We start from the raw sequence: 12418 nt of genomic DNA, 5'->3' as shown, positions 1-12418 counted from the left end.
AAGGAACATCATGGGCTCCACACTCTCGCTCCCCCGTCGCGGCATCCTGCTCTCCGGCCTGGCCGCAGGCGCCGGCGTCCTCGCCGCCGCGTGTACCTCGAACGACACCACCGCAAGCACCCAGGTGGCCGGTGGCACCGGCGACAACTCCGCCGCCGGAAAGCAAGTCCGCGTGGGGTTTTCCGCACCCGCCGCCGATCACGGCTGGACCGCGGCGGTCACCCGCAACGCGCGGGCGCAGGCCGAGAAGTTCGCCGACGTCACGCTGAATGTCACCGAGGGCACCAACGACGTCAGTCGTCAGATCGAGCAGGTGCAGTCGATGATCAACCAGAAGGTCGACGTGCTCGTGGTGCTGCCGTTCGACGGCAACGCGCTCACCGAGGTGGCGAAAAACGCGATGGCCGCCGGGATTCCGGTGATCAACCTCGATCGGGTCTTCGCGTCGGCGCTGGCCTACCGCACCTGGATCGGCGGCGACAACTACGGAATGGGCGTCAACGCAGGCACGTTCATCGTCGGCAAGATGAAGGACGCGGGCATCGCCGATCCGGTGATCGTGGAGATCGCGGGCATCGATAATCTCCAGCTCACCCAGGAACGCAGCCGAGGTTTCCAGGACGCCCTCGCCGCCGCCGGATTCCGTGTCACGGCAAGGCAATCCACCGATTTCACGGCCGCGGGCGGCCAGCAAGTCGCCAGCCAGATGCTGCAGGCGACGAAGAAGATCGACGCGATGTGGAACCACGACGACGACCAGGGCATCGGCGTGCTCGGCGCGATCAAGCAGGCCAACCGATCCGGTGAGTTCGTCATGGTCGGCGGCGGTGGCTCGGCCCAGGCCATGCGCGAGATCCAGGCGGGCAACTCACCGCTGCAGGCCACCGTGCTCTACAGCCCGGCGATGGCCTCCTCGGCGGTCGCGCTGGCCCGGCTGCTCGGGCAGCGCCGGGCCCTCGGTGATCTCGCCGAACACGATGTGCCCGCGAAGATCACCACGTTCTCCGCGGTGGTCACCAAGGACAACGCCGAACAGTACCTAGCGAACGGCTACTGACCGATCGGAGCCAGATGACCTCGACAGACCGCCGCACGCTCGGCATCGGAATGGTCGGCCACGCCTTCATGGGGCGCGCCCATTCGCATGCCTGGCGCAGTGTGGACGCGTTCTTCGACCTGCCGTGGCGGCCGGTGCCCGTGGTGCTCGCGGGGCGCGACGCCGAGCGGGCCTCGGTCGCGGCCGCCCGGCTGGGCTGGGCCGGCGCGGTGGGTGACTGGAAACAGTTGCTCGACCGCGACGATGTCGATCTCATCGATATCTGCACACCCGGCGACAGCCATGCCGAAATCGCCATTGCCGCATTGCAAGCCGGCAAGCACGTGCTGTGTGAGAAGCCGATGGCCAACACCGTCGCCGAGGCGGAGTCGATGGCCGCCGCGGCCGAGCAGGCCGCCACTCGCGGGGTCCGGTCGATGGTGGGGTTCAGTTATCGGCGGGTGCCCGCGCTGGCGCTGGCCCGAAACCTAGTGGCGCAGGGGCGGATCGGCATCGTCCGGCACGTGCGGGCGCTGTACCTGCAAGATTGGCTCGCCGATCCGGGCGCACCGCTGACCTGGCGGCTCGATCGGCGGCGCGCCGGGTCGGGGGCGCTAGGCGATATCGGCGCGCACATCATCGACGCCACCCAGTTCGTCACCGGGGAGACGCTGACGGGGGTGTCGGCGCTGCTGGACACGTTCGTCACCGAACGACCGCTGCCGGGCGGGGTCGGCAGCGGTCCGGTCACGGTGGACGATGCCGCGCTGTTCCTCGGGCGGCTCTCCGGTGGCGGGCTGGCGTCGTTCGAGGCGACCAGGGTGGCTGCCGGGCGCAAGAACTCGCTTCGCCTGGAGCTCAACGGCACCCACGGCAGCCTGGCCTTCGACCTGGAGTCGATGAACGAGTTGTGGTTTCACGACCACACCGAGGAACCGGCGACCGCCGGGTTCCGCCGCATCCTGGTGACCGAACCGCAGCACCCCTACACCGGGGCCTGGTGGCCCGCCGGGCACGGGCTCGGCTACGACCACACCTTCACCAACGAGGTGGCCGATCTGGTCATCGCGATCGCGGCGGACAAGGATCCGAGCCCCGGCTTCGCCGACGGGCTCGCGGTGCAGCGGGTACTGGCTGCGGTCGAGGCCAGCGCGGCGGACGACGGGCGCTGGACCGTCATCGGAGGAGGACAACAATGAGACCGATCACGCTGTTCACCGGGCAGTGGGCCGACCTGCCGTTCGAGGAGGTGTGCCGGCTCGCGGCGGAATGGGGCTACGACGGGCTCGAAATCGCCTGCTCGGGCGACCATTTCGAAGTGGACAAGGCGCTCGCCGATCCCGACTACACGGCGCGCAAGCGCAAGACCCTCGAGCGACATGGATTACAGGTTTTCGCCTTGTCCAATCACCTTGTCGGTCAGGCGGTCTGCGACCATCCGATCGACGAGCGGCACCGGGCCATTGTGCCGCAGCGCATCTGGGGCGACGGCGAGCCGGAAGGTGTGCGCAGGCGCGCTGCCGCCGAAATGGCCGATACGGCAAGAGCGGCCGCACAACTGGGCGTGCGTACGGTCGTCGGCTTCACCGGATCGAGCATCTGGCACACCGTCGCGATGTTCCCGCCCGTGTCACCGGAGACCATCGAGCGCGGTTACCAAGACTTCGCGCAGCGCTGGCATCCGATCCTCGATGTGTTCGATGCCGAAGGAGTCCGCTTCGCGCACGAGGTGCATCCCAGCGAGATCGCCTACGACTACTGGACCACCGTGCACACGCTGGCCGCCATCGATCACCGCCCCGCCTTCGGCTTGAATTGGGACCCTTCGCATTTCATCTGGCAGGACCTCGATCCGGTCGCGTTCATCCTGGACTTCGCCGACCGCATCTACCACGTGGACTGCAAGGACACCAAGGTCCGCTGTGGCGACGGCCGCCGCGGCCGCCTCTCCTCCCACCTCCCGTGGGCCGACCTGCGCCGCGGCTGGGACTTCGTCTCCACCGGCCGCGGCGATGTGCCGTGGGAGGACTGCTTCCGCGCCCTCAACGCCATCGGCTATACCGGACCGATCTCCATCGAATGGGAAGACGCGGGCATGGATCGCCTCGCGGGCGCCCCCGAAGCCCTCGCCTTCGTCCGCCGGCTCAACGCCATCACTCCACCGAGCGCCTCGTTCGACGCCGCGTTCAGGTCCGAGCCGAAGAGCTGATTCACACGTCCGCGGTTTCCAGTTGGGATACGTTGCCGAACACCGCGACTGCGACGGCTCCGCCGATGGCCAGGACGAAGCCGGCACCGACGAGCCATTCCAGGCCGGGGCGCGCGGTGTCGCCGAGGACGAGCACGCCGACGATGCCGGGGATGACCGTCTCGCCGACCACCAGTGCGGCGGTGGCGCCGTTCACCGAACCCAGTTGCAGCGCAACGGTGTGCAGGTAGAAGCCGCCGATGCCGGCGATCGCGATGGTCCAGGCGGCGGGGTCGGCGAGCAGGGCCGGGATGTCCAGTGGGTCGATTCCGTGCACGATGCGCACCGCGATCGCCAAGGCGCCGAACAGCATTCCGGCGGCCAAGCCCGCGGCCACCGCGCCCCTGGAGCCGAGGCGGCGCACCACCAGTTGACTGCCGGCGAACAGCACCACCGAGCCGATCAGGACTCCCCAGTGCATCACCGGATTGTCGCTGCCGCCGCCTTCGTGACCAGCGGCGGCACCCAGTGCGGCCAGCGCGAGAATCACCGTGCAGATCGCCAGCCAGTCGCGCAGGTGCAGGCGGATGCCGAGAATAAAGATGCCCAGCACCGCGGTGACGATCAGATTCGCGCTCATGATGGTCTGCGAGAGGAACAGCGGGATAAGGCGCGCCGACACCGCGTTGCCCGCGAACCCGACCACGTCGAGCACGCTGCCGACGATGAACCACACCGTCAACGCCGCGGCCACCGTGGAGGCAACGGTCGGTGCGCCGGTCTCGGTGACCTGCCCTCCCACCCCATGCTCCAGCGCCACCGCAGCCGACCGGCGCGCGGCATACGCCTGCAAGACCGACCCCAACCCATATCCCACGCAAGCAAGTAATGCGGCGATCAACCCGATCAGCATGCGATCAGTCCCACCAGCAGCACACCCGTCGTTTCGATCACGATCGACCATAACGTTCGCAGACCAAAGGATCTTCCAACGGCACCGCGCCACCCTGACGAAACGGACAAATGCCCAAAGCGCTCATCTGCACCGGCACAGCGCTCGCATCCGGCGTTTCGGACCGCGCGGAACTGTTTCGCAAGTGGTCCGGCCCGGCACCTTGCGACCGCATACTCAGGGCACGCGCCTCGCGTTCGTCGACCCATAGGAGTCCTGATGGATCTCGCGGCACCCGTCTGCATTGTCGGTGCGGGCCAGAGCGGGATTCTGGCGGCGGCGAAGCTGCGCGAACTCGGGTTCGAGAATATCGATATTCTCGAGGCAGGCTCGGAGGTCGGCGGTTATGCGCAGACCGTCGAGGTCGAGGGTGAAATTTATGATTTCCAAGCGCATCTCGTCGCTCAACAGGACTTCGGTGAGGACATGGCGGGCACGGCCATCCATGAGTTGATGCGCAGGCATCCGGTGCGGACGCAGCCCGAAGCGCTGTACTTCGTCGGCAGGTCCGAGTCCGGTAAGCCGCAACTGGCGGTGCCGCCGCATTTCCTTCCGCTGTTTCGGACGCTGACCCCGGAGCAGGCGGTCGACCAGTTGATCGAGGCCTGGACCATCCTCGAGCAGGCGATCCGGAACAGGACCGGGCCGGGGCCGGGCGGGTTGGCGTTCGATCGGATTCCCGGCGAGACCTGGGAGACGTACCGGGCGCGCCATGCACCGCTGGTCGGTGAGATATTGCAAGGTCTGGCGATCTACGCGAATATGCGTCGACCGCGCCAGCCGGCTGAGACCATCATCAATATCAATGCGCATATCTGCGGGCACGTCTCGCAGCTGGCAAAGCTGATCCTGTCGCTGTATCCGTCGGAGAAGCAGGCGCTGCTGGCGCGGATGCCGCCGTCATTGGTCGCGCAGATGGGTTCACGCCGACCGGTCAGTGTGAGCTTTCCGCAGGGGTTCATCACTTTCCTGCGGCAAGTCCTCGATGACCATCGGCTCGCGGTCACGCTGAACAGCCGGGTGAGCGGAATCGAAGCTGTTCCCGCAGAAGGGGTTCGGGTCACCTACACGGTGGGCGGCGAAGCGCGCAGCGCGATCTACTCTCGGGTGGTGGTGACGGCGCGGGCCGCTCAGATTCGAGAGATCTTCCCTGCCGGGGAGATTCACGAGCTGTTCGCCGAACGGAACTGCCCGAGGGCCTGGACGCGCAGCTATCTCATCCGGGTACCGGAGGAGCTGATCGACTTCCCGCGGCGACCGGATTCCCCTGAGCCCTTGGGGTTCTGGGTGATCGACCCGTACGGCAGCTACACCGACACCGATCCCGAGCAGGCCACGCACCGCATCACCGCAGCCAACAAGCAACACCCTGGTCCGTACTGGGTGTGCTTCAGCAATTCCGACACCTCGATATCGGACGCGCAAGCCTGGTCCCTGGCCAGGGAGAGCCTGTTCCTGTTCCCCGACCCGCAGCTGGTGGCCGAGACCATCGCCGAATGGCCGGCGTACCCGAGCGCGGCGGCAGTCCGTGACGGCTGGTTCGACCAGGTAACGGACATTCAGGGCAGGCACGGCATCTACTTCGTCGGCGAAATTCTGTCGGGGCCCACCGCCGAGTGCATCAGCTCGTTCATCTGGGACGTGATTCCGCGGTGGTTCGGGCCGCTCGCCGACATCCAGTAGGACGCCTGACCGAATCTGCCGCTCCCGTAGACCCCGCATTTTCTTTGATACTTTGGTTGGCGAACTTTCAGTTACCGGAGATTTGCCAGCGTAAGGCGGTGGATCGGTGACCAACAGTCGAGCGATGGTGCGCGCCTGGTGGCGATACCGGGTCGATTACCGATGGCTGATCGACACGCTCGAATCCCACTCCGCGCTCGGGCCGTTGAAAACCATGCTCGGGTCCGGGGGCATCGTCTTGGGTCTGATCACGGTGCTGGCACTGATTTCGCATGCGGGTCAGACCGGGACCGTCGGCGATGTGCAGGCCATCGTCGTGGTCGGGCTCGCCGGGGTGTGGACGCTGCGCTGGTGGTTGTTGCCGTGGCCGAGCGAGGTGGAGTCGCTGCTGTGGGTCGCCGGGGTGGATCTCGCCATCACCGCCAACAATGTGATGATCCAGGATCGCCTGCTCGGCGCGATGGGCTGCGTGCTGCTGGTGACCACGGGCGGATACATCACGATCTTCCACGGTCCGCAGGTGCTGGCGCTGCATGTCGGCTGGTCCGTGGTCTCGATCGTGGTGTTGGCGGCGATGATGGTCCTCGGCATGCCACCGGGCACAGGGCACGGGAAAGGCGATGTCGCGCTCGGCCTGGTCGTCGTGCTCGTCGTGCTCGCGGTGACCGTCGTGGTGCTGCCGGTCGTGCACTTCTGTAGCTGGCTACTCCGGGTGGACGCGCTGTCGGATCCGCTGACCAGGCTGTTGAACCGGCGTGGTCTCGAATCGCACCTGCCCCGATTCTTCGGACCGCGCAGCCGCGGCGGCGTCTATGTGGTGACGCTGGACCTCGACCGGTTCAAAACCGTCAACGACACCTTCGGCCATTCGTTCGGCGACGAGGTGCTCATCCGGACGGCCGACTGTTTGCGGGCGGCGGCGCGACCCGACGCCATCGTCGTGCGCACCGGCGGTGAGGAGTTCATGGTCGTGGGCCACCTGCACGGTGAATGCATCGGTGCCGTCGCCGAGCGGCTGCGCCATGCGGTCGAGTCGATGCCCGACCTGCCGAGCCCCATTACCGCCAGTGTCGGGGCCGCGGAATTCGAGCCCGTCCGGACCTACGGACAGCATCCCGCAGCAATACACCGCATCGTCTTCCGCAGTTCGGACGCGGCCATGTATCGGGCGAAGCAATTGGGCGGCAACGCCGTGGTGATCGCCGACCGCAACGACGCGCTCGAATAATTCAGTCTGTGAGTGGCCGTGTTGGTTTGGTTCGGCGCTGGGACGGTGCTGGGACATTCGCTGGGCAGTGTTGTTGGTGTCGCGTAGAAAGTGCGGCTGACCAACGAATCAGGAGATGCACTATGCGGTCGAGCTACTCACGTCGGAATCGAATCATGACTGGTATCGCCGGCTCGGCGATTGCGGCGGGCGCGCTGCTGGGCGGGCTCGCTGCGGCAGGTTCTGCGAGCGCGGCCCCGGACTTCGATCCGAGTAACCTGCCGAGCTGTCTGGAGCTTGTTGATCCGGCGGGGAACGTCGACCAGGACCTCGAGAACTCCGAGCGGTTCAAGGACGGGTGCTTGGGGGTGGATATTTATGCTCCGGGCATGACGCTGGCGCAGCGGAAGGCGTTCGTGAACAGCGAGTCGCCGAACTACCACACGATCATTGCTGATCTGAACGCCAAGTTCGACGAGGCAGGCAACCCGAAGAGCGGTGGATACCCCGTTGAGCCCTGGGACAAGTGACCAACGCGCAGGCAATTGTTGATGTGACTGTCGCGACCGGGTGCCGGAAAAGTGTTCCATCCGGCACCCGGTCAGCTGCCCAGGGTCGGTCAGTGCTTTTCCGCAGCTACCGGCGTATCCAGCTGTTTCGCCAACCACGCCAGCGACATCGGATAGCGATAGTCGATGCCGCCGTGTTTGGCGTCGAACAGTTCGAAAGCGATGATGTCCGACGGCACCCCGTTGTCGAGCAGCGCCTGCCGGAAGGCCTCGGCGCCGATATCCAGGTACCACTCGTCCTGCGTGCCGCCGTCGATCCAGATCGCCCGCATCGACCGCATGGCCTCGGCGTACTTCGGGACCATGCGGACCGGGTCCCATTCCAGCCAGCGTTGCCAGACATCAGGTTTCAGCACGCCGGTGCGCGGATCGAAAGGTAGCTCCGGTCGTCCGTCCGTGCCCGGCGTGAAGCATGCCGTAACCCCGTACAGCAGTAGCAGATCCTCGTCTTCGGGCTTGGTGAAGGACACCCGCTGCTGAAACTCCGCCCACCACCGATGAATATCGCCGCCGTACGGGCGAAGCTGACGCACCGCGTCCGCGAAGCCCGGCAGGTAGCAGTACTCGTAGAGTGCGTCACCGGCGTGAGTTGCCAACGCGCCGAACAGATCCGGCCGCAGCATCGGCGTGATCATCGCACCGAATCCACCACTGCTCTTCCCCATGATGCCGCGATGACCACTATCGGCGACCGTGCGATAGTGCGCGTCGACCCACGGCACGATCTCCTCGCACAGATACGAGTGGTACGGCCCCGTGCCTACCGAGTCGACGAACTGACTACCCCCATAGGCGGTCCACGCATCGACATACACAACGATGGCAGGCGGCGCCTCCCCCGTCGCGAACACCTCATCGGCCGTTTCGGGGAACGGACGGCGATACGGCATCCGATTCCGCCACATCGAGATATGACCGGTGTAGCCCTGAATCACATAGATCGACGGATACCGCCGATCCCCCGCCTCCTCGTAACCCGGTGGCACATAAACCCACAACGGCCGCTCGTGCGGATCCCGCAACGCATTGTCCCGCAGCAACACACTGTCGAAAACATGTTCATCGAGACGTCCGGCGAGCTCAGCAGACCAAGGCAACATCCCTGCGACGCTAGTCCCGCGCCGCCCCATCCGCCTCCGTATTTCGGCGACGATGGCAGGTCCCGAACCGTTATATCAGATCTCATCCTGCGGACTGCCGGCGGACGCCGCCCGCAGCGAGTCGTTACTCGCCCACTACGGCACGGCACGACGCGCAACAGCCGACCCCTAAGTCCGAAACGATCCACCGCGCACCGCGTCCAGTCACCACCATGTCCCGTCGATCATGAAAGCGGGCCGCTGCCAGCGAAATCCGCACCCTCTCTCCGGATCCGCACCCACTAGGGACCCCCGCATTGGGTGCGGATCCCGAGAGCCAGTGCGGATCTTGCTGGCAACCACCGCACCCCGCCAGCCCTGGGCGATCTCGCAGCCCGTCGGCACTTTCCACCTCACGGGAAAACCTGGGTAGGTCGTCAGCTCACTGAACCGCTCACCTGAGGAGACCGTGCTGGCACCTATCGGGTAGCTGCATCTTGCAGGGATACTTACTCGGGTGCGGATAGAGATCAGTGTCGAGTCGATCGCTGGGGTGCGAGTTGCTGCGGGGGCGGATCGGATTGAGTTGTGTGCCGGGCTTTCTGATGGGGGGTTGACGCCGAGTGCAGCGCTGATCGAGCATGCGGTGGCCTCGGGAATCTCAGTGCACGTGCTTATTCGGCCGCGGCCGGGCGACTTTCACTACTCAGCCGAGGAAATTGCGGTGATGGTCGGTGATATTGCGGCGGCTCGGGCGGCTGGAGCCGCGGGGGTTGTGGTCGGGGCGCTGGATTCGTCGGGTGCGCTCGATCCGGCGTGTGCGGCGTTCGTGGATGCGGCGGAAGGTTTGGATGTCACGTTGCATCGTGCGATCGATGTCAGTGCTTCTTCGCAGCGGGCATTGGACGACGCGATCGGATTCGGCTTCACCCGGGTGCTGACTTCGGGGCGGCAGCGCTCCGTGCTGGATGGGGCACCGTTGATCAAAGAGCTGGTGCGGCAGGGGTTCGGGGCGATCGAGGTGATGGCGTGCGGTGGTGTGCGCGCGGCCAATGCCGTTCAGGTGATCGAGGCCACCGGTGTCGCGGACCTGCACGCTGCCGTCCGCATGCCGGTGCCCGGGGCTACGAGCGGTGCGGTGTCGTTCGCGGGAGTCGGTGTGCCCCAAGGCTTCGATCGGTTCGAGACCGACCCCGACGAGGTCGCCGCACTGTGCGCGGTCATCCGTGACCGGAACCAGTTGCCCACCAAGTAGTTCACGCACCGCGAGAAAACCGGTCCGGTGACCACACCGGACCGGTCTGAACTCACCTGCGGGTCGCCTCGATCAACCGCTGCCGCAACCAGGTCAGCGGCGTGGCTCCCCCGCCGATGGCGTAACCGGGGTAGCTCTGGTGGATACCGGACTTCAGGAAGTCGTCGACCTGCCGTTTGCGCTCTTCGTAGGCCGAATTGTTGAGCTGGTCCGCCAGCAGCCCGAGTCCGCCCGCAGCGAGTGCGTCGGCGATCAGTGCGTTCGCCTGCTGCTGGTAGATGTCGAACATGGCCGGGTTCGGGTTCGACATCTGCGCGAAGAGGCCGGCGAAGCGGGCGGCGAAATCGCCGTCGGGGGTGGCGCAGTACAAATCGCCTGGGGCACAGAAGGTGTAGGTCTGCGGGCTGAGCCAGCCGAAGCCGCCGAGACGCGGACCACCGGCGCCTGCACCCGCGACGGGCGGACCGATGAGCGTGTCGGTGGGCGAACGGCGCGGATCGGAGACGAGTCCGACCAGCTCGACGCGGTGGGGCGGCACGGCACCGAGCCCGGTGCCGATCTCCGCGGCGACGTCACCGGCGGCGTCCGCACCCTGGCTGTAGCCGAGCAGCGCGAATCGGGTGTTGTCACAACGCTGTGCCATCGCGCCGAGCAAGCCGCGCGCACCCTTGACGGCTTCCTGCTTGGACCGACCGTAGACGTCGCCCTCCCACGGGAACGCGGTCGCCGGGTACGCGACGTAATCGGTGCGGACATTGCCGGGCAGGTTGTCGGCGGCCGCGGCGAGGATTCCCTTGCCCGGCTCGGCATTCGAGGTCTCCCAGGTACCGGGGATCGCCACCACATACAGGTCAGGGCAGTCCTGCGGGGCGGCGTGCGCGGTCGACGCGACGCCGACCGGTAGTGCGGCCGTGACCATCGCTGCCGCGCATGCGGCGGTGTGCTTCCATCGCGAAACCATCGTGTACTCCGTGTTCACTGCCGGGTGGGTGCCCGGTCGGCGATGGCGCTCTGTGTCCGCTCGAGCGCCGATGACTGTCTTTCTTCAGGTGGCCATGTCGTCGGGAACGTCCCCGTACCTGGGAACAGTGTCCCCAGAAAGTCCGTCTGACGCCAGCGGTTCAAAGACTACGTTGCCCGTCGGCGAATCGGCCTGCCGTATTCAGATGCCGCAGCGCCTGCGCGTAGGAGTCGAGCAGACTGGTCTGGCAGTACGGCAAGCCGAGTTCGGCGCAGAATTCGACCACCATCGGCTGGGCCCGGCGCAGGTTGGGCCGGGGCATGGACGGGAAGAGGTGGTGTTCGATCTGGTAGTTCAGCCCGCCCAGCGCGGTATCGACGAAGGCGCTGCCGCGGACGTTGCGGGAGGTGAGCACCTGGCGGCGCAGGAAGTCGGTGGCATCGTCTTCGCTCAGCATCGCCATGCCTTTGTGGTTGGGTGCAAATGTGCAGCCCATGTAAAGACCGAACAGGCCTTGCTGCACCAGGATGAACGCCACCGCTTTGCCCGGCGACAGCACCAGGAACGCCGCGGCGAGGAATCCGGCGAAGTGCGCCGCGAGCAGCACGCCTTCCCACACGCGATGCGGGATCGGCCAGCGGAACACCGCCCGGACGCTCGAGTAGTGCAGGCTGCCGGCTTCCAGCAGGAGCAACGGGAAGAACAGCCAGGCCTGGTATCGGAAGATCAGGCGCCGGAGGCCTTTACCGGTGCGGGCGCGGTCACCGGAGTGCGCCAGGATCCCCATCACATCGGGGTCGGCGCCCTCGGTGTTGGGATGTGCGTGGTGCCGGTTGTGATTGCTGGTCCACCAGCCGATGCTCAACCCGGTGGCGAGATTGCCTGCGATCAGGCCGAACACATAGTTGCCCCGCCGTCCGGCGAAGATCTGCCGGTGCCCGGCATCATGGCCGAGAAAAGCGAGCTGTGCGAACACCGCCGCGAGGAACACCGCGACGGCCAGCTGCCACCACGAGTCGCCGAGGAGAAAGAACGCCGTCCACCCGGCGACGAACGCACCGGCCGTGATCGCACTCTTCCAGGCGTAGTACCGCACCCGCCGGTCGAGCAGTCCCGCCTGGCGAATCCGGCGCATCAGCACCGCGTACTCGCTGCCACGCACCGACGGCAGCGGCGAGACCTGCGTAGTCGACGGCGGCGCAGCCACGACGGCACTCGACGCGGCAGCGAATCCCGGCGCCGGGCCGGTAGAAGTTCCTGTGACCACGGGCGCCTACGCATCCTGCTAGCAGTGGTGTTCCTTGGGCACTAACTGTCGTCTACGAAGCAGCGGCCATCGACAGCGGGCCTCCGCAAACAGCTTGTCCGCCGCCACCACACGATCGTCCGGGCAGACCACCACCAGGTGAACGCTGGTGCGGATCGGCGACACATCTGCGTGACAACTCTGGACGCGTCCTGCGACGGGTCAGCGGCCGCCGCAGGGTT

Annotated in this window: 11 protein-coding genes; 7 read left to right on the top strand and 4 right to left on the bottom strand. The window is 66.4% G+C overall.

The window, feature by feature from the left end:
* The first annotated feature begins 10 nt into the window (after positions 1–10).
* From IBX18_RS08575 to IBX18_RS08565, 3 genes are read left to right on the top strand one after another with little or no spacing between them, the layout of a single operon-like run.
* Positions 11–1057, top strand: a complete 1047-nt coding sequence (locus tag IBX18_RS08575; RefSeq protein ID WP_194833194.1) for a substrate-binding domain-containing protein — start codon at positions 11–13, stop codon at positions 1055–1057.
* Between the two features lie 14 nt (positions 1058–1071).
* Complete coding sequence (locus tag IBX18_RS08570) at positions 1072–2235, top strand: Gfo/Idh/MocA family protein (RefSeq protein ID WP_194833193.1); 1164 nt, start codon at positions 1072–1074, stop codon at positions 2233–2235.
* Positions 2232–3245: a sugar phosphate isomerase/epimerase gene (locus IBX18_RS08565; RefSeq protein ID WP_194833192.1), complete on the top strand. Its 1014-nt coding sequence runs from the start codon at positions 2232–2234 to the stop codon at positions 3243–3245. The genes IBX18_RS08570 and IBX18_RS08565 overlap by 4 nt, the downstream gene beginning before the upstream one ends.
* Before the next feature lies 1 nt (position 3246).
* On the opposite strand, the gene IBX18_RS08560 is transcribed toward IBX18_RS08565, so the two are convergent.
* Positions 3247–4137, bottom strand: coding sequence for a hypothetical protein (locus IBX18_RS08560; RefSeq protein ID WP_194833191.1), 891 nt, complete (start codon positions 4135–4137; stop codon positions 3247–3249).
* Between the two features lie 258 nt (positions 4138–4395).
* Here IBX18_RS08560 and IBX18_RS08555 point away from each other — a divergent pair, with 258 nt between their 5' ends.
* From IBX18_RS08555 to IBX18_RS08545, 3 genes are all read left to right on the top strand, one after another.
* Positions 4396–5859 (top strand): NAD(P)/FAD-dependent oxidoreductase, encoded by a 1464-nt coding sequence (locus IBX18_RS08555; protein WP_194833190.1) that lies wholly within the window; start codon positions 4396–4398, stop codon positions 5857–5859.
* 106 nt (positions 5860–5965) lie between these two features.
* A complete protein-coding gene (locus tag IBX18_RS08550; protein ID WP_194833189.1) occupies positions 5966–7087 on the top strand; it encodes a GGDEF domain-containing protein in 1122 nt (373 codons plus the stop codon).
* 155 nt (positions 7088–7242) lie between these two features.
* Positions 7243–7596, top strand: coding sequence for a hypothetical protein (locus IBX18_RS08545; protein ID WP_194833188.1), 354 nt, complete (start codon positions 7243–7245; stop codon positions 7594–7596).
* A gap of 89 nt (positions 7597–7685) precedes the next feature.
* Here the strand turns inward: IBX18_RS08545 and IBX18_RS08540 are convergent, their stop codons facing one another.
* Positions 7686–8735, bottom strand: coding sequence for an esterase family protein (locus IBX18_RS08540; protein WP_194833187.1), 1050 nt, complete (start codon positions 8733–8735; stop codon positions 7686–7688).
* Between the two features lie 496 nt (positions 8736–9231).
* On the opposite strand from IBX18_RS08540, the gene IBX18_RS08535 reads away from it, so the two are divergent.
* Positions 9232–9969, top strand: a complete 738-nt coding sequence (locus IBX18_RS08535) for a copper homeostasis protein CutC (protein ID WP_194833186.1) — start codon at positions 9232–9234, stop codon at positions 9967–9969.
* A gap of 52 nt (positions 9970–10021) precedes the next feature.
* Here the strand turns inward: IBX18_RS08535 and IBX18_RS08530 are convergent, their stop codons facing one another.
* Together IBX18_RS08530 and IBX18_RS08525 are read right to left on the bottom strand one after the other, a co-directional pair.
* On the bottom strand, positions 10022–10930 hold the full coding sequence (locus IBX18_RS08530; protein WP_194833185.1) for a cutinase family protein: 909 nt from the start codon (positions 10928–10930) through the stop codon (positions 10022–10024).
* 160 nt (positions 10931–11090) lie between these two features.
* Entirely contained in the window at positions 11091–12137 is a 1047-nt protein-coding gene (locus IBX18_RS08525; RefSeq protein WP_306796198.1) for an acyl-CoA desaturase, read from the bottom strand.
* Positions 12138–12418: the final 281 nt, after the last annotated feature.

It is taken from the genome of Nocardia sp. XZ_19_369, from assembly GCF_015355715.1.
In the GTDB taxonomy this organism is placed as follows: Bacteria; Actinomycetota; Actinomycetes; order Mycobacteriales; family Mycobacteriaceae; genus Nocardia.
Note: the sequence above shows the minus strand (reverse complement) of the source record. Positions and strands in the feature narration are given on the sequence as shown.